The 20,249-nt window shown below is 63.5% G+C and carries 26 protein-coding genes; 5 read left to right on the top strand and 21 right to left on the bottom strand.

Annotated elements, in window-relative coordinates:
* Positions 1–27: 27 nt before the first annotated feature.
* The gene (locus BI343_RS16035; protein WP_071110455.1) at positions 28–732 is read right to left on the bottom strand and encodes a glutathione S-transferase N-terminal domain-containing protein; all 705 of its coding nucleotides are present in this window, start codon (positions 730–732) and stop codon (positions 28–30) included.
* 169 nt (positions 733–901) lie between these two features.
* Here BI343_RS16035 and kdsA point away from each other — a divergent pair, with 169 nt between their 5' ends.
* Entirely contained in the window at positions 902–1,750 is an 849-nt protein-coding gene (gene kdsA, locus BI343_RS16030; protein WP_071110454.1) for a 3-deoxy-8-phosphooctulonate synthase, read from the top strand.
* Positions 1,751–1,852: 102 nt separating this feature from the next.
* Here the strand turns inward: kdsA and BI343_RS16025 are convergent, their stop codons facing one another.
* The 5 genes from BI343_RS16025 to BI343_RS16005 form a co-directional block, all read right to left on the bottom strand.
* Entirely contained in the window at positions 1,853–2,476 is a 624-nt protein-coding gene (locus BI343_RS16025) for a 3'-5' exonuclease (protein WP_071110453.1), read from the bottom strand.
* Entirely contained in the window at positions 2,473–2,676 is a 204-nt protein-coding gene (locus tag BI343_RS16020; protein WP_071110452.1) for a hypothetical protein, read from the bottom strand. The genes BI343_RS16025 and BI343_RS16020 overlap by 4 nt, the downstream gene beginning before the upstream one ends.
* 78 nt (positions 2,677–2,754) lie before the next feature.
* Positions 2,755–3,162 carry an alternative ribosome rescue aminoacyl-tRNA hydrolase ArfB gene (gene arfB / locus BI343_RS16015; protein WP_071110451.1) on the bottom strand — a complete coding sequence of 136 codons (408 nt, stop codon included), beginning with the start codon at positions 3,160–3,162 and terminating at the stop codon, positions 2,755–2,757.
* A 94-nt stretch (positions 3,163–3,256) separates the two neighbouring features.
* The gene (locus tag BI343_RS16010) at positions 3,257–4,783 is read right to left on the bottom strand and encodes a thioredoxin family protein (RefSeq protein ID WP_071110450.1); all 1,527 of its coding nucleotides are present in this window, start codon (positions 4,781–4,783) and stop codon (positions 3,257–3,259) included.
* 111 nt (positions 4,784–4,894) lie between these two features.
* Entirely contained in the window at positions 4,895–5,311 is a 417-nt protein-coding gene (locus BI343_RS16005; protein WP_043626204.1) for an OsmC family protein, read from the bottom strand.
* A 115-nt stretch (positions 5,312–5,426) separates the two neighbouring features.
* Between BI343_RS16005 and tsaD the strand changes: the two genes are divergently transcribed.
* Together tsaD and BI343_RS15995 are read left to right on the top strand one after the other, a co-directional pair.
* On the top strand, positions 5,427–6,452 hold the full coding sequence (gene tsaD, locus BI343_RS16000; RefSeq protein WP_043626207.1) for a tRNA (adenosine(37)-N6)-threonylcarbamoyltransferase complex transferase subunit TsaD: 1,026 nt from the start codon (positions 5,427–5,429) through the stop codon (positions 6,450–6,452).
* A 141-nt stretch (positions 6,453–6,593) separates the two neighbouring features.
* Complete coding sequence (locus BI343_RS15995) at positions 6,594–8,492, top strand: ATP-binding cassette domain-containing protein (protein ID WP_071110449.1); 1,899 nt, start codon at positions 6,594–6,596, stop codon at positions 8,490–8,492.
* A 350-nt stretch (positions 8,493–8,842) separates the two neighbouring features.
* On the opposite strand, the gene BI343_RS15990 is transcribed toward BI343_RS15995, so the two are convergent.
* From BI343_RS15990 to BI343_RS15975, 5 genes are all read right to left on the bottom strand, one after another.
* Complete coding sequence (locus tag BI343_RS15990) at positions 8,843–9,286, bottom strand: 2'-5' RNA ligase family protein (protein ID WP_071110448.1); 444 nt, start codon at positions 9,284–9,286, stop codon at positions 8,843–8,845.
* A complete protein-coding gene (locus BI343_RS15985) occupies positions 9,279–9,635 on the bottom strand; it encodes a VOC family protein (RefSeq protein WP_071110447.1) in 357 nt (118 codons plus the stop codon). Before BI343_RS15985 ends, BI343_RS15990 begins: the two co-directional genes overlap by 8 nt.
* 73 nt (positions 9,636–9,708) lie before the next feature.
* Entirely contained in the window at positions 9,709–10,560 is an 852-nt protein-coding gene (locus BI343_RS15980) for a carcinine hydrolase/isopenicillin-N N-acyltransferase family protein (protein WP_083341017.1), read from the bottom strand.
* 8 nt (positions 10,561–10,568) lie between these two features.
* Positions 10,569–10,793: a hemagglutinin repeat-containing protein gene (locus BI343_RS20085; protein ID WP_479686414.1), complete on the bottom strand. Its 225-nt coding sequence runs from the start codon at positions 10,791–10,793 to the stop codon at positions 10,569–10,571.
* A 351-nt stretch (positions 10,794–11,144) separates the two neighbouring features.
* Positions 11,145–12,017, bottom strand: a complete 873-nt coding sequence (locus BI343_RS15975; protein ID WP_071110445.1) for a LysR family transcriptional regulator — start codon at positions 12,015–12,017, stop codon at positions 11,145–11,147.
* A 159-nt stretch (positions 12,018–12,176) separates the two neighbouring features.
* On the opposite strand from BI343_RS15975, the gene BI343_RS15970 reads away from it, so the two are divergent.
* Positions 12,177–12,872, top strand: coding sequence for a glutathione S-transferase family protein (locus BI343_RS15970; protein ID WP_071110444.1), 696 nt, complete (start codon positions 12,177–12,179; stop codon positions 12,870–12,872).
* A 13-nt stretch (positions 12,873–12,885) separates the two neighbouring features.
* A complete protein-coding gene (locus tag BI343_RS15965; RefSeq protein ID WP_211269448.1) occupies positions 12,886–13,566 on the top strand; it encodes a nitroreductase family protein in 681 nt (226 codons plus the stop codon).
* A gap of 135 nt (positions 13,567–13,701) precedes the next feature.
* Here BI343_RS15965 and BI343_RS15960 read toward each other — a convergent pair whose 3' ends face one another.
* The 10 genes from BI343_RS15960 to BI343_RS15915 all read right to left on the bottom strand — a co-directional run bounded on the left by BI343_RS15960 (position 13,702) and on the right by BI343_RS15915 (position 20,245).
* Positions 13,702–14,466, bottom strand: a complete 765-nt coding sequence (locus BI343_RS15960; protein ID WP_071110442.1) for a competence/damage-inducible protein A — start codon at positions 14,464–14,466, stop codon at positions 13,702–13,704.
* Positions 14,467–14,478: 12 nt separating this feature from the next.
* Positions 14,479–14,952, bottom strand: coding sequence for a hypothetical protein (locus BI343_RS15955; protein ID WP_071110441.1), 474 nt, complete (start codon positions 14,950–14,952; stop codon positions 14,479–14,481).
* A 1-nt stretch (position 14,953) separates the two neighbouring features.
* Entirely contained in the window at positions 14,954–16,042 is a 1,089-nt protein-coding gene (nagZ, locus tag BI343_RS15950) for a beta-N-acetylhexosaminidase (RefSeq protein WP_071110440.1), read from the bottom strand.
* Positions 16,043–16,125: 83 nt separating this feature from the next.
* A complete protein-coding gene (acpS, locus tag BI343_RS15945) occupies positions 16,126–16,503 on the bottom strand; it encodes a holo-ACP synthase (protein WP_043626233.1) in 378 nt (125 codons plus the stop codon).
* Positions 16,503–17,234: a pyridoxine 5'-phosphate synthase gene (gene pdxJ / locus BI343_RS15940; protein ID WP_071110439.1), complete on the bottom strand. Its 732-nt coding sequence runs from the start codon at positions 17,232–17,234 to the stop codon at positions 16,503–16,505. Before pdxJ ends, acpS begins: the two co-directional genes overlap by 1 nt.
* Positions 17,235–17,256: 22 nt before the next feature.
* On the bottom strand, positions 17,257–17,994 hold the full coding sequence (gene recO, locus BI343_RS15935; RefSeq protein ID WP_071110438.1) for a DNA repair protein RecO: 738 nt from the start codon (positions 17,992–17,994) through the stop codon (positions 17,257–17,259).
* Positions 17,991–18,278, bottom strand: coding sequence for an antibiotic biosynthesis monooxygenase family protein (locus BI343_RS15930; protein WP_071110437.1), 288 nt, complete (start codon positions 18,276–18,278; stop codon positions 17,991–17,993). Before BI343_RS15930 ends, recO begins: the two co-directional genes overlap by 4 nt.
* Positions 18,278–19,168: a GTPase Era gene (era, locus tag BI343_RS15925; protein ID WP_071110436.1), complete on the bottom strand. Its 891-nt coding sequence runs from the start codon at positions 19,166–19,168 to the stop codon at positions 18,278–18,280. Before era ends, BI343_RS15930 begins: the two co-directional genes overlap by 1 nt.
* Complete coding sequence (rnc, locus tag BI343_RS15920; RefSeq protein WP_071110435.1) at positions 19,165–19,875, bottom strand: ribonuclease III; 711 nt, start codon at positions 19,873–19,875, stop codon at positions 19,165–19,167. Before rnc ends, era begins: the two co-directional genes overlap by 4 nt.
* 7 nt (positions 19,876–19,882) lie before the next feature.
* On the bottom strand, positions 19,883–20,245 hold the full coding sequence (locus tag BI343_RS15915; protein ID WP_071110434.1) for a DUF4845 domain-containing protein: 363 nt from the start codon (positions 20,243–20,245) through the stop codon (positions 19,883–19,885).
* Positions 20,246–20,249 lie beyond the last annotated feature (4 nt).

Raw genomic sequence — 20,249 nt, 5'->3', positions numbered from 1 at the left:
GACGGGCCATGAGCCCGGTTCCCGGCTTCAGCCGCGCGCCGGCGCCTCCAAACCGCGCGCCACGGCCGGCCGCGCGGCAAAGGCCGCCAGCGCGCGTTGCAGATTCGGACAATCGGCAAAGCCCACCAGCTCCCCCGCGCCATAATAGCCGACCAGATTGCGCACCCACGGCCAGATGGCGATGTCGGCGATGGTATAGTCGTCGCCCATGATCCAGTCGCGCCCGGCCATTCTCCCCTCCAGCACGCCCAGCAGCCGGCGCGACTCGGCGGCATAGCGATCGCGCGGCCGCTTGTCCTCGTAATCCTTGCCGGCGAACTTGTGGAAGAAGCCCAACTGGCCGAACATCGGGCCGATGCCGCCCATCTGGAACATCAGCCACTGCAGGGTTTCATAACGGCCGCCCGGATCGGCCGGCAACAGTTTGCCGGTCTTTTCCGCCAGATAGATCAGAATGGCGCCGGACTCGAACAGCGCCAGCGGCTTGCCGCCGGGACCGTTGGGATCGAGGATGGCCGGGATCTTGTTGTTCGGGTTCAGCGACAAGAATTCCGGCGACAGCTGCTCGTTGCGCTCGAAGCTGACGGCATGCGCCTCATAGGGCAACCCGGTTTCCTCCAGCATGATGGATACTTTGACGCCGTTGGGCGTGGGCAGAGAATACAGCTGCAAGCGGTCCGGGTATTGGGCCGGCCATTTGCCTGTGATCGGAAAGGCGGACAGGTCTGCCATAGACGAACTCTCTTTCTGGGTGGTCAAGCCGACACTATACGCGTACGGCATGTCCGCGTCGCCGCCGCTTGTTCGGGATGGTTTGCGCCGCGCAGTGGGTATATCATGTCGTTTTGCTCAATCCGGCCTCGCCCCTCGCGCGGCCGCGCACGAACACAGGAAGACTCCCTTGATCAACGTTACCCTTTCCCCGTCCGTCACCGTCGGCAACGCAGCCCCGTTCACGCTGTTCGGCGGCGTCAATGTGCTGGAATCCCGCGATCTGGCGCTGCGCGCAGCCGAGGAATACGTTCGCGTCACCCAGAAGCTGGGCATTCCCTACGTGTTCAAGGGCAGCTTCGACAAGGCCAACCGCTCGTCGATCCACTCTTACCGCGGCCCGGGCCTGGAAGAAGGCATGAAAATCCTGCAGGCGGTGAAAGATACGTTCGGCGTGCCGGTGATCACCGACGTGCACGAGCCGTGGCAAGCCGCCCCGGTGGCCGAAGTGGCCGACGTGGTCCAACTGCCGGCTTTCCTCGCCCGCCAGACCGACCTGGTGGTGGCGCTGGCCAAGACCGGCCGCGCCGTCAACATCAAGAAGCCGCAGTTCATGAGCCCGGCGCAGATCCAGAACGTGGTGGAAAAGTTCGTCGAAGCCGGCAACGAGCAGCTGATCCTGTGCGACCGCGGCACCTGCCTCGGTTACGACAATCTAGTGGTGGACATGCTGGGTTTCGGCGTGATGAAGAAGGTATCCGGCAACCGCCCGGTGATTTTCGACGTCACCCACGCGCTGCAACAGCGCGAATCCGGCGCCGCCGCTTCCGGCGGCCGCCGCGCCCAAGTGGCGGAGCTCGCCCGCGCCGGCATGGCGGTGGGTTTGGCCGGCCTGTTCCTGGAAGCCCACCCGAACCCGGCCGAGGCCAAGTGCGACGGCCCCAGCGCCCTGCCCCTGGCGCTGCTGGAACCGTTCCTGGCGGAAATCAAGGCCATCGACGACCTGGTCAAGTCCTTCCCGCCGCTGCAGATCAGCTGATTCCGGCTAGCGCCGGATGCAGCACAGGCTATAACGCCGGGTGAAGCATCGCTTGGCGCGAAACAAAAAGCGGAAGCCACGGCTTCCGCTTTTTCATGCGATTCAACCTACCTGCCGCGACTGCAAATCCAGCAAATACGGTTTGACTTTGGCCGCCGTCACCTTCTGCAGCTTGCACAACAACGCGTGGTCGATGTCCGGCAGATGGAACTGCCGTTGCAGCGTGTCGCCGAGCAGCAGCAACAGATTCGCCGCCATTTCGGCGTCGGCCAGCGCGCGGTGGGCGCGGCCGGCATCGGGCAGCTTGGCCCAGCGCATCAGCGTGCCCAGCTTGTGGTCCGGCGCCTGCGGCAACAGGCGGCGCGAGAGCAGCAAAGTGCAGGCGAAATCCTGCCGGCGCGCCAGGCCCAGCAAGGACAGCTCGTGGTCCCAGAATTTGCGGTCGAAGCTGGCGTTATGCGCCGCCAGCGGCGTGTCGCCGACAAAACGCGCCGCCTCGCGCATCACCTCATGCGCCGGCGGCGCGGCGCGCAACATCGCGTTGCTGATGCCGGTAAGCTGTTCGATCATCGGCGGCACCCACACGCCGGCGTTCATCAGACTCTGGAAGCGGTCGACGACGCGCCCGTCCTCCACCATCGCCACGCCTATCTCCGTGGCTCGGCAATCGCGGCCCGGCGTGATGCCGTTGGTTTCAAAGTCGATGACGGCGACGCGCTGCCTCATGCCAGCGCGGCCTTGGCAGCCTCTTCCGGCGACAGGCCGTCAAAGAACTGGTCGGTATACCATTCTGCCTGCTCTTCGATATGCTCCTGAGCTTCGGCCGCGGTCGCGCCGGCCGCCACCAGATGGGTTTCCACCTCTGCGCACCAGGCCAGCAGCGCCAGCGTTTCCTCATCCAGTTTTTCCTGCGGCTTCTTGGCCATCGGGATGTCCTTGCAATTCAATAGATTATCGAGCCGGGCATTGTACCCGGCCTGGCGCGGCGCGCAAGCGAAACCGGCTTAATCGATCACGCGGCCGCGCAGCGACTTGATGGCCGCGCGTTGGGATTTGCCGGCCAGCCGGCGCTGCTTGGAGCCATAAGTGGGCTTGGTGGCGCGGCGCGCCTTGGGCGTATGGCTGGCGCCGTCTATCAACGCCTGCAGCCGCAGCAAGGCATCCGCGCGGTTCTGCTCCTGGGTGCGGTACTGCTGCGCCTTGATCACCAGCACGCCTTCCTTGCTGATGCGCTGATCGTTCAGGCCCAGCAGCCGCTCGCGCAGCCAGTCCGGCAACGATGAGGCCGCGATGTCAAAACGCAAATGGATGGCAGACGACACTTTATTGACGTTCTGCCCGCCTGCGCCCTGGGCGCGCATCGCGGTGAACGTCACCTCGTCCTCTTTGACTACGTAGCGGGGGGATGACACGGCACAATAAGCTGCAAGCAAAAGCTCATTATACGCCTGAAATGGAAAAGCCCGCCGCGCAGACAGGCGGGCGGGCTTGGGGCATGGGGGGCGATCAGGACTTCAGGCTCTTGACCAGCCCGTCGCACACCGGTTTCTGCGCATCGGCGGCCGGCAGCTTTTCGCACACGCCATTCAACTGGCCCGCCAGGCGGCTGATCGCCTCCGCGTGCTTGCCATCCTGGTTCCAGCTTTTCAGCCGGCTGGCGACGCGCTCCAGCGAGCGGCGGCTGCGCTCGTAGAACGCGCTGTCGGACTTGGCCGCGTCGGCAAACACTTCTTGGGCGGCGGTTTCGATCCGGGCGGCATCCTGCGGCGCCAGCTCCACCGCGTTGCCGACATAGCTGGCGCCCCACTGCAGCCGCGTCGCCTGCCCTTCGGCGGCTTGATAGGCCTTTTGATACCAATCGAGCGCCGCCGCCTTGTCGCCGCGCGCCTTGGCGTTGGAGGCCAGGATCAGCATGTGGTAGTACGGCGCATGCGAGGTCTTCAGCTCGCCTTGCAGCAATTTGTCGGACTCCGCCAGCAGCCCGGCATCGGCCAGCAGCTCGCCGGCGGCCGTGATCACCGCCTGGCGCTGATACGGGTTGGCGCTGGCCTTGTCCGCCGCCGCCACCTTGCTCTTGATATCCGCCACCAGCCCCGCCGGCAGCGGCTGCTTGGGATGCTCAGCCTTGTACAGATCCAGCACGGCGGATTCGGCGCCGAGCCGGTCGCTCCAGGCTAGGGATTCATCATTGGACAAGCGCTGCAATTGGCCTTGGAACGCCGCCCGCAATGGCGCGTCGCCCAGCAGCTTCAGCAGGTCCGCCGCCGCGTAAATCACGATGTCGGCATTGGCGCGGCTGAGCGTGTCGTCAGCCAATACGTTCAGCAGGCGGGCGCGGGCTTCGGCTTTATCGAATTCAGGCGGCTGCTTGTCGCCCGCCAGCGCAGCCAGCGCCTTCAATTGCAAGCGGGTGGCAGTAGCGGCCTGCTCAGCCGGCGCCTGGCGCGCCAGCTTGACCAGCGCAGCCGTCACGTCAGATTCCGGAATGATCTGCCCTTGGTCGACATCCCAGGCGTAATCGGCCAGCAGCTGCCAGTCGTCGGCCGCCAGCGGCTTGCCGGCCAGCGCGTCGGCCAGCAGCGACTTCACCGGCTTCACCGTGGTCAGGCCCAGCTGCAAGGTGCGCAGATAGCGTTGCGGGTCCACCTCGCCCGGCAGGCGGGTGATCTCCGTGCCGTCCGGGCGGAACAGAATCATCGTCGGGTAGCCGCGCACCTTGAACCGCTCGCCCAGCTGCTGGGCGTTGTCGCTGTCGCCGTCCAGATACACCGGCACAAACTGCTTGGCGGCGGCGATGAAGTCCGGCCGGTTGAAAATGGTGGATTTGACCTGATTGCACGGCGGGCACCACACCGCGCCCCAGTATAGGAACACCGGCTTGTTTTCGCTGCGCGCCTTGGCGAACGCGGCGGGCACATCGCCCTGCTGCCAGGCGATGCCCGGCGGCAAGGCGTGGCCGTTGCTGACATCGGCATGCGCCAGCGGCATCAGGCCCGCCAGCGCCAGGGACAACACCAGGAGGGTTCGCTTCATGTCTTGGCCTCGCACATTGATTTTAATGCCATCATGCTAAGCCAGATGCTTGGCCGACATAAAGCTCTATTTTCGATTTGCTTAGTTGCGCGGCAGCATAAACGCCGCCGCTCAACATTCCCGCAGCTCGAAGTCATGGGTGATATCGGCCGTCTTGCCCAACATGATGGAAGCGGAGCAGTACTTCTCCGCCGACAGCTTGATCGCCCGCTCCACCGCGTCCGGCTTCAAATCCCGTCCTACGACGACAAAATGGAAATGAATCTTGGTGAACACCTTGGGATCGACGTCGGCGCGGGCCGCTTCTATCTCCACCCAACAGTCGCGCACGTCCTGGCGGGATTTTTTCAGAATGGTGATCACGTCGTAGCTGGTGCAGCCTGCGGTGCCGAGCAGCACCAGCTCCATCGGCCGCGGGCCCAGATTGCGGCCGCCGCCTTCCGGCGCGCCATCCATCACCACCGCGTGGCCGCTGCCGGTTTCGCCCATGAAGCACACGCCGTCCACCCATTTCAGCCTCGCCTGCATCGCACTTCTCCCCTTTTTGATCGAAAAACCTCATCAGACTAACATCGCCGATTTGGGCAGACAAAGATTCACCGGTAGAATAGAAAGATTGTCCCGTTATATCCGAGCTGCACCCATGCTGGTACTAGGTATTGAATCCTCTTGCGACGAAACCGGCGTCGCGCTTTACGACACCGAGCACGGCCTGCTGGCCCATCAGCTGCACACCCAGATGGCGATGCACGCCGAGTACGGCGGCGTGGTGCCGGAACTCGCCAGCCGCGACCACATCCGCCGCGCCATCCCGCTGACCGAGGCCTGCCTAGCCGACGCCGGCAAAACCTTGGCCGACCTGGACGCCATCGCGTATACGCAGGGCCCCGGCCTAGGCGGCGCGCTGATGGTGGGCGCCAGCATGGCCAACGCGCTGGCCTTCGGCCTGAACATCCCGGTGATCGCAGTGCACCACCTGGAAGGCCATTTATTGTCGCCGCTGCTGGCCGACCCCAAGCCGGAATTCCCCTTCCTGGCGCTGCTGGTCTCCGGCGGGCACACCCAGCTGATGGCGGTGCGCGGCGTGGGAGATTATGAAATCCTCGGCGAAACGGTGGACGACGCCGCCGGCGAGGCCTTCGACAAAACCGCCAAACTCTTGGGCCTGCCCTACCCAGGCGGCCCCCTGCTGTCCAAACTGGCCGAATCCGGCAATCCGGACCGCTTCACCCTGCCGCGGCCCATGCTGCATTCCGGCAATCTGGACATGAGCTTTTCCGGCCTGAAAACCGCCGTATTGACTATGACCAAGCAAGTGGAAGCCGAGCATGGCGAAATCGACGAGCAGACGCGGATGGACATCTGCCGCGCCTTCCAGGAGGCGATCGTCGAGGTGCTGGTGAAAAAATCCCTCGCCGCGATGAAGCAAGCCGGCATGAAGCGGCTGGTGGTGGCCGGCGGCGTCGGCGCCAACAAGCAGCTGCGCGCCGCGCTAGACGATGCCGCCGCCCGCAAGCGTTTCGAGGTGTTCTACCCGCCGCTGGCGCTATGCACCGACAACGGCGCGATGATCGCCTTCGCCGGCGCCATGCGCGTGAAGTATGCGGAACAGCCGGGCAGCTTCAGCATCAAGCCGCGTTGGGATTTGTCCAGCCTGCCGGCGGTGTAAACCTAAATATTCTATCAGCCACGAAAACCACGAAAGCACACGAACAACTCCCGAAGCCGACAGGCCGCCGCTGAGTCAGCAGCTTGCTCCGCCAACTTTATTTTTCGTGTCGTTTTGTGGATTTCGTGGCCCAATACCATCATGATCCAACTCAAAAACCTAAGCCTGCGCCGCGGCCTGAAAGAATTGCTGATCGGCGCCAATCTGACGCTCAACCCAGGCTACAAGGCCGGCCTGACTGGCGCCAACGGCGTCGGCAAGTCCAGCCTGTTTTCCATGCTGCTGGGCGAATTGCACGCCGACGGCGGCGACATGCTGCTACCGCCCAACTGGACCATGGCCCATGTGGCGCAGGAAACGCCGGCGCTGGAGCGCAGCGCGCTCGATTACGTGCTGGACGGCGACAAGGAACTGCGCGCGCTGGAAGCGCAATTGGCCGAGGCGGAAGCCAAGCATGACGGCAACGCCATCGGCCATCTGCACGGTGAATTGGCGCATATCGACGCCTATTCCGCCGCGGCCCGCGCCGGCAAGCTGCTGACCGGCCTCGGCTTCGATGAAGCGGCCCAACAACGTCCGGTGGCCAGCTTCTCCGGCGGCTGGCGCATGCGGCTTAACCTGGCCCAGGCGCTGATGTGCCGTTCCGACCTCTTGCTGCTGGACGAACCCACCAACCACCTGGACCTGGAAACAGTGCTGTGGCTGGAGGATTGGCTGAAGGCCTATCCCGGCACGTTACTGGTGATTTCGCACGACCGCGATTTCCTGGACGCTATCTGCAGCCATATCGTCGAAGTGGCCAACCAGACGCTGACGCTGTACACCGGAAACTACAGCCAGTTCGAAGTGATGCGCGCGGAGAAACTGTCGCGCCAGCAAGGCGAATACGAAAAGCAGCAGCGCCAGATCGCCCACCTGGAATCGTTCATCACCCGCTTCAAGGCCAAGGCCAGCAAGGCGCGCCAGGCGCAAAGCCGGGTCAAGGCGCTGGAGAAGCTCGAGCGCATCGCGCCGGCCCATACCGCCTCGCCGTTCGATTTCCACTTCGACAGCCCGGAGCACCTGCCCAATCCGCTCTTGAAGCTGGACAAGGCAAATGCCGGCTATGGCGACAAGACCATCCTGTCCGATATCAGCCTGTCGGTGGAAGCCGGCGCGCGCATCGGCCTCTTGGGCGTCAACGGTGCGGGCAAATCCACGCTGGTCAAGCTGCTGTCCGGCGACCTCTCGCCGCTATCCGGCGAGCGCATCAACGCGCAGATGCTGAAGATAGGCTATTTCGCCCAGCACACGCTGGAAACGCTGCGTCCGGACGAATCGCCGCTCTTGCACATGCAGCGCCTGGCGCCGACCACGCGCGAGCTGGAATTGCGCAGCTTCCTGGGCGGCTTCAACTTCCGCGGCGATGCCGCCACCGACCCGGTCGGCCCGATGTCCGGCGGCGAGAAAGCGCGGCTGGCGCTGGCGATGATAGTCTGGCAAAAGCCCAACCTGCTGCTCTTGGACGAACCGACCAACCACCTGGACCTGGAAATGCGCCACGCGCTGACGCTGGCCTTGCAGGACTTTACCGGCGCGCTGATCGTGGTATCGCACGACCGCAGCCTGCTGGAATCCACCACCGACGTGTTCTGGCTGGTCAGCGGTGGCAAGGTGCAACCATTCGATGGCGACCTGGAAGACTACCGGCAATGGCGCATCGCCCAATTGGCCGAAGGCAACAAACCATCCGACGGCGACGCCCAAGGCGTGAACCGCAAGGAGCAAAAGCGCCAGGAGGCCGAGGCGCGCCAGCAACTGGCCAAGCAACGCAAGCCGCTGCAAAACCGCCTGAACAAGCTGGAACAAGAAATGGACAAGCTGTCGCAAGAGAAAGCCCAGCTGGAAACCTTCCTGTCCTCCAGCGAGGCCTACGACGAGGCCAATAAGTTGAAGCTAGCCGACAGCGTCAAACGTCAGGGCGAGGTGGCCAGCCGCCTGGCCGTAGTGGAAGAGGAATGGATGGAAGTGCAGGAACAGCTGGAAGCGCTGGAATCCTGATCACTCCGCTAACCAAGCACCATGAGCAAAACGCCGCCTCATCCGGGCGGCGTTTTCGTTTTTGAACATAATCCACATCAAGATTGAACAAGGCTGTGGACAAGTTAGGGACAAGGCGAAAAATCCCTTTACCTTGAAATACTTGCCTCTCGCGCTCAAAATTTGAGCAATGACGGAACTTTCCCCCATTCCACAAGAGCAAGCCTGGTGACAGATTGTGGATAAACCAGCCAAGCCTATGAACGAAAAAGAGAAAATACAAGCGCTCATTTTTTAATCAGCGCTTACCACGGCCGAACCCAACGTCGTCCGTCCCAGTTGCTGCCAGGGTTGGCCGCCGTACTGGCGGATCATGCTGACCGCGAGGAATGTGATGGCGATGTGCCGCGGCAGGCCCGGGCTATCCAACAATAGAGATTGCCGGCCGCGCGCGGGTTGCGCGGGTGCGCCAGCGTCAGGTGCGGAGCATGCCCGCGCGCGGCGCTGCCCAACACCTCGCGGCGCATGGCCTGGAAATCCGCCTCGCCGGCGACGCAGGGCAACAGAATACCGTGCCCCTGAAAGCACTCCGCCGGGCCGAACTCTAGCCGCAACGACCCCACTCCACGCAAACGCTCAAACAGGCGGGCCATGCCCAAATCAGCGATTTCGTCCTCGCGGCACAGCGTGACGTGCGCCGCGATGAGTCTGGCCTGCACCGGGTCCAGCGCATGGCGCAACGCCTCCAACGGCTCGCCCTGGACGCGCGGCACAAACAGGGTCAACTGCTCGCGCAGTCTGGCGGTCTCAGCCATGGGCCGCGCAATTGCAAAGCTCGAACTCATTGCCTCCAGGCGAGGCCAGCACGATGGAGTTCATTTGCGGATTGGCCAGTCCGTCCAGCACCACCGTCGCGCCAGCCTCTTTGGCGCGGCTCACGGCAGACGACAATTGCTCCGGCGCGAGTTCGAACACCGGCACGGCAGCGCAGCCTTGCAGCTCCTCGCCAAAATCATTGAGCAGCATGCCCAAGCGGGTTTCGCCCACCATGAATTCCGACCAATGGCTACCCCGCTTCAGCGGCTCACTTTCCAGAAAAGCCTGCCAAAACGCCAGCTCCGCCTCCATCTCGGCCACCTTGAAATACACGCTGCGGATGCGCATTGCTCTTCCCCTTTGCGACTGAACGCGAAAGACATTATGCCCAAAGCATCTTAAATGCATTCAGCCGGGGGGATCAAGGCAGCAATGTCTGAGCCGGCTGCGCCCAAAATGCCGCATCCAGCGTGTAATCGCGCGTCAGCGGCGCGGCGCCGGGATTGGCCAGCACCAGATGCAGCTTGGGCGCGGCAGCAGGCGGGAAAGCCATTTGCCAGCCGGCCAGCGTGTATTCATGGCCGTTGCGCCACAGGCTGTTGTCAGGGCCATCATGGCGATCCTGGCTCAGCGTCTCGAACTCGGCCAGACTATGCTGCGGCTGCCGCGCCAGCAAAGACTGGACCCGATCCAGCCGGGTTCTGCTGCTGGCGCCGACTTTTTGCGGCGCATCCAGCAAGGCGGTGTCCGCATAATGATTGGTATGCGCCAAGGTTCCATTCTGCTGGCGGATCAGCGTATAACGCCCTTGCTGGCCTATTTCCACCTGCATCAGGCCGTGGGCATCAGCCAGCAGCAGAAACACCGGGCGAGACTGCGGAAACACCTTGTCGGCGGCGGCCGCCACTTCGTCCAGCGAACCATAATCCCGCAACAGCTGCGCCAGAATGCCGTGCCTCTCGCTGTCCGCCAGCCGCACCGCGCGCGGCAGGCTGCTGGCGGAAGCGCTGACCACGGCCAGCCCCTTTTCATTCACGCCCGCCTTGATGCCCGGCGCGCTGCCGTTGTCGGCATACAAGCCCAGATAGGCATAGCCCTGCTGCGGATGACGCAAGCGCAAGGACTGCGCATGATCCGGCTTCCAGTCGCGGTTCTTGGCCAAAAGCGTGCCATCCACGCTGGCCACCCCGGCCGCGCCCCATAGCGTGCAAGCGTTTACGGGGGAGTGAAACAACGCGAGCAAGCTCGCCAAGGCCAGCCATGATTTACGCATATACAACTCTACTGATGTCCAATGCCAAGATCTTGCCACAACGCATGTCCCAATACAGGCCAGGCTTGCAAATAGATGTTGCCCTCGGCCTGCAGGGTGAGGTTTTTGCCCGCGACGAATTGCGCGCCCTTGCCAGTGATGGTGCTGCCCTGGCCCGCGCCATGCGCCAGGTCCACCAGCGTACCGTCGGATTTGAGCAGGCTGCCGCTTTCGGTATGGCTGTCGCTGGGTATGCCGTGAGCGGCGGATCGCCCCGTGAGCGGGGCATCCGCCCTACGCGAAACTGTCCACTATAGTGGCGGAATCCCGACGTAGCCGGGGATTCCGCCTCAGTGTCAAAACACCGAAAATATCCAAGGTACGCGGTGCGTGATGCCAAGTTCATTCAGCGTGGCCTCGGAAATGGCGTTTGCGCGGGTCTGGCCGCGGATGACGATGCCGCTTGCTACATCGGAGGGGAGAGCCAGGCGATAACAAATGGGTTTCATCATTTTCCAAAGAACAAATCAAGGTCTCAATTCGACCCAGTCGGCCAGCAGATAGCTCATCACCGGCCAGCAGGCGATCAAACCAGCACGCAAGGCCTATTCCAGCGCCAATGCCTGGGACAAATGGCTGAAAACCGTCGCCACCCGTCTCAGATGCCGTGATTCTGGATGCGTAAGCAGCCATAGTTCGGTCTGGCATTCGTCTATCGCTTCCGTCAGCTGTAGCAAATCGGTTCGCCCATCAGCCAAAAACAAGGGGAGCAAGCCGATGCCCAGGCCCAACCCAACCAGCTCCGCGACGCTAAGAATGCTATTCACCCGAAAAACGGGAATGGCCTTGGGAAAGTGCTTTTTACGCCATAGCACGGAAGGGTGGTCCGGCAAGGCATCGTCAGGCGCTATCCACGTCGCTTCCGCCGCCACGCTGGCGTCAAACCGTTGCCATGGCGACTTGCGAGCTGCGTACAGAGCGACCCGAATCGGGCCTACTTGTTTGCCAACCAGATGCGGCGGCGGTTTGCGCGTGGCGCGAATCGCGATGTCGGCATCACGCCGGGTCAGGCTCGCCAGCTCGTTGCCGGTGTGCAGCTCAAATGCCAGCAAGGGATGTCGCTGGTGCAAAAGATGAAGCGCGGGCGCCAGCATTCCGTGCAAAATGGTATCCGTCGTGGTGATCCGCACCGCGCCGGCCACCTGCTCCGGCCTCATTTGCGCCAGTGATCGGGCCTCCTCCATCTGCGCTTCAATGCGCTCCGCCAGCCTCGCCATCTCCTGGGCCAGCTCCAAAGGCTGATATCCGCGGCGCGAGCGCTCAAACAGCCGCTGCCCCAAACCCTTCTCGATGCGCTGCAAGGTTCGAAACACCGTAGAGGCGTCCAGCCCCAACCGCTCGCCAGCCTGCGCCAGGGTGCCCGCACGGCTAAGCGCAAGCACAACCTCCAAGTCCGAAGAAGAAAGTTTGTATTGCATGCTTGCATTGACCTTTTGCAGAGGCGCTCATTTTCATTGCGTATATGAAATACTAAATTCTAGCCATGGCGGTTGCAATGAAAAATGCCGAGCGCGCCTAAGCGCCCTTGGCATGAGTCCAAGTGCAATCACCACCGGTCCTACGCAAAGGAGCATGAAATGCCCCCCAAACTTACCCTGATCAGCCACCTGCTATGCCCCTATGTGCAACGCGCCGTTATCATCTTGCAAGAAAAACAATTGCCATATGAGCGCATCGATATCGACTTATCCGCCAAACCGGATTGGTTCTTACGCATTTCCCCGTTGGGCAAGACCCCGGCCTTGCTGGCCGACGAACAGGCCATTTTTGAATCCTCGGTGATTTGCGAATATCTGGATGAAATCACCGGCGAACGCATGCACCCCGCCGCCCCGATCACCCGGGCGCAACACCGGGCCTGGATGGAATTTGCCTCATCCGCCCTCAATGCAATCGGCGCCATGTACAACGCACCTGATGCGCAAACGCTGGATGCCAAGGCAGGCGAGCTGCGGGCAAAATTTAGGCAACTCGAAGCGGCGCTGGACAGCGCCAGCCATGCCGGCCCCTATTTTTCCGGCGATACCTTCCGCATGGTTGACGCCGCATTTGCTCCGGTATTCCGTTACTTCGATACCTTCGACGCCATCGCGGATTTTGGAATTTTCAACGAAACCCCCAGGGTCAAAGCCTGGCGCAGCGCCTTGCAGCGCCGCGCCTCTGTCCAGGACGCAGTACGCAGCGATTACCCCGATTTGCTGCGGGACTTCCTGCTCCGGCGCGACTCCGAACTCTCGCGCCTGATGCGCCGTCAGCAATTAAGCGTCCAATAGCAGCGTCCCTGACATGGCGCTGCTCAAACGCCGCCGGATTTTGTCAGCAAATTCCATCCCCAGGCTTGAGGAGAGATACATGCATGCCATTCAGCAGTTGATCGAAAGCCGCATCTCAACCAATCAATTTGACAGCGCGCGTCCGGTGAGCCCGGCCCAAATCCATGAGCTCGTGCGCCTGGCCACGCTGGCACCCAGCGCCTACAACTTCCAAAACTGGAAATTCATCGCCGTGACCTCACAGGCCGCCAAGGAGGCATTGAAGGATGCGGCTTATGGCCAGCAAAAAGTAGTGGACGCCGCGGTGACCTTTATCGTCTGCGGCAAATTGGATGCGCATCCCCAGTTGGAAGAAACGCTGCAGCCGGCGCGCGATAAAGGGATATTGAGTCAAGCCGTGATCGACAGCTGGGTGGGCATGGCCAAAGGATCGCATACAGACAACCCGGGACTTCAGCGCGACGAGGCATTTCGCTCCGCCTCGCTCGCCGCCATGACTTTAATGCTGGCGGCAGAGGGCATGGGGCTGGCCACCGGGCCGATGAGCGGTTTCGATCCAGCCGCCGTATCAGCCAAATTCGGGTTGGCGCGCGATGAAATCCCCATCATTCTGATTGCAACCGGATATAAGGCGCCGGGCAATTGGCCGCAGAAACCAAGAAAGCCGGTCAGCGATGTCCTGGCCATCGTCTAGAAGCGCGCTTTAACAGCATGCAGCGGAAATCCCTGCGCTTCGCCGCCAAATGGAAACCCGCCGGAACCGTGCCGGTTCTGGCGGGTGGGTGATGCTTGAGCCCGACGCGCGGCGCTGGGCGGCGAAAACAGCTTATCAATCGACGCCGGACACCTTTTGCCTCAATTCATACCCCCGCTCGGACAAAGCCTTTCTCCACTCCGCCATGGCAATCCCCACCAAAGCCGGCTGGCCGCTGAAACCAAACTCGATGTGCATTTCCGGAATGGTCTCATTGCCGAAATTGGGCAAGCTGGACAATCTGAGCGAAGGGTAGCGCGTAGTGAATTCCTGCATCAGCCCGATCAAATCGCCCTCTTTCGCAGCGATGGCGATGCAAGTCTTTTCGATATCCGGCTGATCGTTGAACAGCTGGCGATAATGGGTATCCAGCACCCACTCTATCATGGGCCAGGCCATGCTGGGGAAGCCCGGCACAAAGTGGACGTGGCCGCAGGAAAAGCCGGGAATCTGATTGACGGGATTGGGAATGATGGCCGCGCCCTGCGGGAAGTGGCCCATGTGGATGCGGTGCGGATAGGCTTCGTCGCCGAAGCGCGCTTCCAGCAGCGCCTTCGCTTGCGGGTGCAGCGCCAGCGGCACGCCCAGCGCGCGGGCCGCGCAGCCGCGTGTGTGGTCGTCCGGGGTGGCGCCGATGCCGCCGAAGCTGAACACCAGGTCGCCGCCGGCGAAAGCCCGGCGCAGGGCGGATTCGATGCGGGCCGGATCGTCTCCCAGATACTCGGCCCACGCCAGCTTCATGCCCCGCGCGGCCAGGATGCGGATCAGCGCCTGCATATGCTTGTCCTGGCGCTTGCCGGACAGCAATTCGTCGCCGATGATCAGTGCGCCCACTTGCATGTCTTGCTCCTTTTAACGCCCGACCTCTTCCAGCATGCGCCGGCAGACGGCATAGCAATCGTCGATATGGCTGTTGCCGACATAGCGCATGGCGGCGAAGCCGATGGCGGCATTGGCGGCCCAACCGAGCACCGGCACCAGCTTCAGCGCTTGCTTGCCGGCCCAGCGTCCGGCGGCGCGCTTGACCAGCGCAGCCAGCAGCGTCCGCGTCACCTCCAGCCCCAAAAGCGCGCTGCCGGCGCGGCGGATCAGCTGGTACAACATCTGTTTGCGCGCCGCATCGTAAGCGGCGATCTGCTCCGGCGCCACGCCGAAGCGCTGGTTAATGGCCGGAATCAGCTGCAGCAGAATGGCCACATCGGCGGCGATATCCACGCCGGGCGCGGGCAAGGCCGACGCGCCGGCCGACAGCGCGGCGCGTTGTCTCACCAAGGCGCGGCATTCCTCGCGAATGGCATCCAGCTGCGCTAGGCTGGCGGGCAGCATCTCAGTGCGCCTCGCCCACCTGCGGGCCAGCCAGCGCGTCCTGCGGCATCGCCAGCTGCCTCACCACGGTCTGAGCGGCGGCGAAGTCGGCGCCGGCGATCACGCGCTGCCAGTCCTCGGCCCGGCTCTTGCCCGCCATGCGTTCCAAACGCTCTGCCAGCTTGGGCTGGGACGGCGGCGCAAGCTGCGCCAGCATGGCATCCGCCTCTTCCGGCTGATTGCAGACCAGCACCATGTCGCAACCGGCATCCAGCGCCGCGTCGGCGCGTTGCACATAGCTGCCGGCGCCGGCCGCGCCGGCCATGTCCAGCGCGTCGGAGAAGATCACGCCGTCGAAGCCCAATTGGCCGCGCAGGATGTCCTGCAGCCAGATGCGGGAGAAGCCGGCCGGCTGGCTGTCCACGGCCGGATACAGCACATGGGCCGGCATCACCGCGCCCATGCCGGCGTCGGCCAGGCGCGCGAAGGGGATCAGATCGTCGCGCTCGATTTCGGCCAGGCTGCGATCGTCCTGCGGCATCAGGTGGTGGCTGTCTCCGGTCACATAGCCATGACCGGGGTAATGCTTGCCGCAACTCATCATGCCGCCGCGTCCCAGGCCCTGCTGCAGCGCCTCGGCCAGCGCCGCCACTGCCTCCGGATCGCGGTGGAAGGAACGATTGCCGATGACGGCGCAGCGCTCCCAGTTCAGGTCCAGCACCGGAGTAAACGACAGGTCGATGCCGCAGGCCGACAACTCGGCCGCCAGCACATAGCCGACGGTTTCCGCCAGCTTGAGCGCCTGATCGCGGTCGGCATCCCATGCCTCGCCCAGCACATTCATCGGCGGCAGGCGGGTGAAGCCATCGAGGAAGCGCTGCACGCGGCCGCCTTCGTGGTCGACTGCGATCAGCAGATGCGGGCTGCGCAAGGCGCGGATCTCGGCGGTCAGCGCGCGCAGTTGCTCGATATTCTGGAAATTGCGGCGGAACAGGATGACGCCGCCCACCAGCGGATGGGTGAGCCGGGCGCGTTCCTGCTCGGTGAGCGCGAAGCCGGCGATGTCCACCATCACCGGGCCGCGCGGAAGGTTCAATGGGGTCTGAGTCATGGTTTTATCCTCGACCGTTGCGGGAGGCATGGATTGCCAACCCAAGTATTGCAAAGACAAGGCTGGAGCGCCGGCCGTTCCCGTTACGATTCCAGCACGACAAAAGCCAGCGCGTGGCCGCGCTCGTCGCTGATCGACACATGCATGCGCGCGACGCCGCGCGCGGCGGCGAAGGCGGCCAGCTCGTCGGACAGCGCCAGCAAGGGCTTGCCCTGCTCATCATGGCCGACGCCTATCGCCGGCAGCAAGGCCGGCGCCACCACGCCGGTGCCCAAGGCCTTGGCGAACGCCTCCTTGACCGCGAAGCGCTTGGCCAGGAAGCGCGCCGGCTCGGCGTGCGCTTCGAATTCCGCTTGCTCGGCTTCCGTCAGGATGCGCCGGCCGGCCTTGGCGCCCCAGCGCTGGAAGAGCGCTTCCATGCGGGCGATTTCGACCAGATCGGTGCCGATGCCGTAAATCATTACAGCCCCTGGCGGCCTTCTATCATCAGCGCCTTCATTTCGCGCACCGCTTGCGGGAAACCGACAAACAAGGCGTGGGCGACGATGGCGTGGCCGATGTTCAGTTCGGCGATCTGCGGGATGGCGGCGATGGGCTTGACGTTGTGGTAGTTCAGGCCGTGGCCGGCGTTGACCACCAGCCCCAAGCTGGCCCCGAACTCGGCGGCTTCGCGGATGCGGACCAGCTCTGCCTCGCGCTCGGCCGCATGCGGGGCATCGGCGTAGGCGCCGGTGTGCAGCTCGATCACGCGCGCGCCGGCGTCGTAGGCTTTCTGGATTTGCTCGCGGTCCGGATCGATGAAGATGGACACGCGGATGCCGGCCTCGGTCAGCTTGCCGGTGTAATGCTCGATGTCGGCGTAGTGGCCGCGCACGTCCAAGCCCCCTTCGGTGGTGACTTCCTCGCGCTTTTCCGGCACCAGGCATACGTCTTCCGGCGCCACTTCCAGCGCGTGCGCCAGCATTTCCGGCGTCATCGCCATCTCCAGATTCATCCGGGTTTTGAGCACCGGACGCATGGCCTTGACGTCGGCGTCCTGGATATGGCGGCGGTCTTCGCGCAGATGCAGGGTGATCAGGTCGGCGCCGCTGGATTCGGCCACCAGGGCGGCCTCCACCGGGCTGGGGTAGCGGGTGCCGCGCGCCTGGCGCAGCGTGGCGACGTGATCGATGTTTACGCCCAACAGAATCATTTGCTTCTCCCTTTTTCGCCGTCTAGTCCGACAGGGACTGGATGGCCTGCAATAATTCGCGCGACGCCAGCGGCTCGTCGCCCAGCAACGCCCCCAGCCACACCCGGCTGAGCTGGCGCGCCTGGCCGCGCACCGCCGGATCGCTGTAGTCGTCGGCGTCGATCGCCAGCAGCGCCGCGCCGGAAAGCCGCGCCACGCGCCCTATCAACGCCAGCTCAGGATGATCGTCCGGCTCCGGCAGCGCCGCGTCGCGGCACAGGTAATGGCGATCGGCTGCGACGTCCGCGCCGCGGCTGTCGCGCGCCAGCGACGGCGCGTAGCCCAGCGCCTGGGCCAGTTTCAACTCATAGCGGCGCAGCACCGGCGCCAGCGATGGCTGGACGGCCAGATCGCGCACCGCCGCGTCGTAAACGGAAAAAGCCCGCGGCTCGGGATCGTCCCGCGCCGTGAGCTTCATCATCAATTCATTCAGGTAAAAACCGCAAACCAGCGGCAGGCCGGTCAACGGCCGCACGCCGCCGTCCCAGTCCGCGCCGTGCAGCGTGCGCAGCTCGCCCTTGCCGAACCAAGATAGCGTCAGCGGCTGAAACGGCAGCAGCACCCCGCGCAAATCGGAGCGCGGGCGCCGCGCGCCGCGCGCCACCAGGCTGAAACGGCCATGATCGCGCGTCAGCACTTCCAGCAGCAGGCTGGTCTCGCGGTACGGCTGGGTATGCAGGATATAGGCCGACTGCTTGTCCACCCGCCCCGGCTGGCTCATGCGCGGCTATCCTCCGGCAAACGGCGGCTGACGGCAAAGTCAAACTCGCCGGCGCCGCGCCCCAAGCGCTGCAGAACCAATTGCTCCACCCTGCCGCGCCAGGCGGCGATGGCGTCGACGCTGTCCCAATACGTGAGCTGCTCCACCGCGTCGCCGCCCAGGCAGCCGGGCTGCGCCGAGGCCAAGCGCAGCGCGCACAGAGACAGCCCGGCCAGCGCCGGCGTGTCGGCGGTAAGCCGCACCGTCCAGCAAGGCTGAAACGGCGGCTGATCCAACAGCTTCATCAGTCCAGACCGAACTCGCGCAGGAAGCGGACGTCGTCGGCCCAGCCGGACTTCACTTTCACCCATACCTGCAGGAATACCTTGCCGTCGAACAGTTTTTCCATGTCCAGACGCGCCTCGGTGGAAATCTTCTTCAGCTTCTCGCCGCCCCTGCCGATCACGATGGGCTTCTGATGCTCCTTGTCCACCAGCACCGCGATGTGGATGCGGCGCAGCGCGCCGTCCAGCTCGAACATTTCTACTTCCACGTTCATCTCGTACGGCAGCTCTTCGCCCAGGTAGCGGAACAGCTTTTCGCGGACGATCTCGGCCGCCAGGAAGCGCTCGTTCTTGTCGGTGATCATGTCTTCCGGATACAGCGGCATGGATTCCGGCAGATGCGGACGGACCTGGTCCAAGAGCTCGGCCAGCCGCTGGCCGTGCTTGGCGCTGACCACCTCCACGCCGGCGAACTCGAATTCGGCGCACACTTCGTCGATGAAGGCCTGCAGCGCCAGCTTGTCCTTGGCCTTGTCCAGCTTGTTCACCACCAGGATGACCGGTGTTTTCTTGGGCAGCAGCGCCATCACTTCGCGGTCGGCGGCGGTGAAGCGCATCGCTTCCAGCAGGAACAGCACGCAATCGACGCTGCCGAGCGAATCCTTGACGCTCTTGTTCAGCGCCTCGTTCAGCGCGCCTTTGTGGTAGGTCTGGAAGCCCGGCGTATCGACGAACACGAACTGCGCCGCGTCCTCGGTATGGATGCCGGTGACGCGGTGGCGCGTGGTCTGCGACTTCTTGGACGTGATGCTGATCTTCTGGCCGATCAGGTGGTTCATCAACGTGGACTTGCCCACGTTGGGACGGCCGACGATGGCGACAAAGCCGCAGTGGAATGGGGTATCGTTCATGATTTTTTCTTGCCTGCGGCGAGTTTCTGTTCCAGCAGGACCAACGCCGCTTCGGCTGCCTGCTGCTCGGCGGCGCGGCGGCTGCCGCCTTCGCCGGTGGCGATCAGGGCCACTTCGCCCAGATCGCACTCCACCTTGAACCATTGTTCATGCGCCTCGCCGCTTTGCGACAGGATGCGGTACTTAGGCAACGCCAGCTTGCGCGCCTGCAGCGCTTCCTGCAAGCGGGTCTTGGCGTCCTTGGCCTGGCGCGTGGTGTCGATGGTGGCCACGCGCTGCGCGTACAGCTTGCGCACCACCAGCTCGGCGGCGGCGAAATCCGCGTCGAAGCTGACGGCGGCGAACGTGGCTTCCAGCGCGTCGGCCAGGATGGACGGACGGTTGAAGCCGCCGCTTTTCAGCTCGCCCTCCCCCAGGTACAGGTAGTCGCCCAGCTTCAATTCATGGGCGATCTCGGCCAGCGTGTTCTGGTTGACCAGATTGGCGCGCAACCGGGACAGCTCGCCCTCGGTCAGTTGCGGAAACTGGTCGAACAACATGCGGGCCACGGTGTAATTGAGGATGCTGTCGCCGACGAACTCGAAGCGTTCATTGTTGGCGCTGCCGTAGCTGCGGTGCGTCAAGGCCTGGCGCAGCAATTCCGGCGTCTTGAAGGAATAATCCAGCGCCTGGGACAGGCGCCGGAATCGATTATCGGTTTGGGTCACGGTATGGTTATTGAACAGCAGGCGGTTGGCCTGCCTGGGTATCGAAATGGAATAGCAGACTGACATTGGCGAACAGCGGCACCTCGCGCTGATACTGCGCGCGCAGGAAGTTGCCGCTACTGCCGGCCACCACCGTCAAGTTATCGCCCTTGATCGCGGTGATGTCGGCAACGGCCGCCTTCTGGTCAAACTCATGCCGCAGGGTGTACTCGCCGGCATTGGTTTCGGCGGACAGGGTCTGCAACGTATTCTTGATATTGGCGAATTCGGTGTAGACCGGCACGATCTTGAACACCAGCAACAAGGCGGCGCCGGCCAGGGCGACACACAACAGCACGGCGATGCCAGACAAGCCCCTCTGTTTTTTCATGCGA

Origin of the sequence: Chromobacterium amazonense (assembly GCF_001855565.1) — a bacterium.
Taxonomy (GTDB): Bacteria; Pseudomonadota; Gammaproteobacteria; order Burkholderiales; family Chromobacteriaceae; genus Chromobacterium; species Chromobacterium amazonense.
This window is presented reverse-complemented; position numbering and strand designations above follow the sequence as displayed.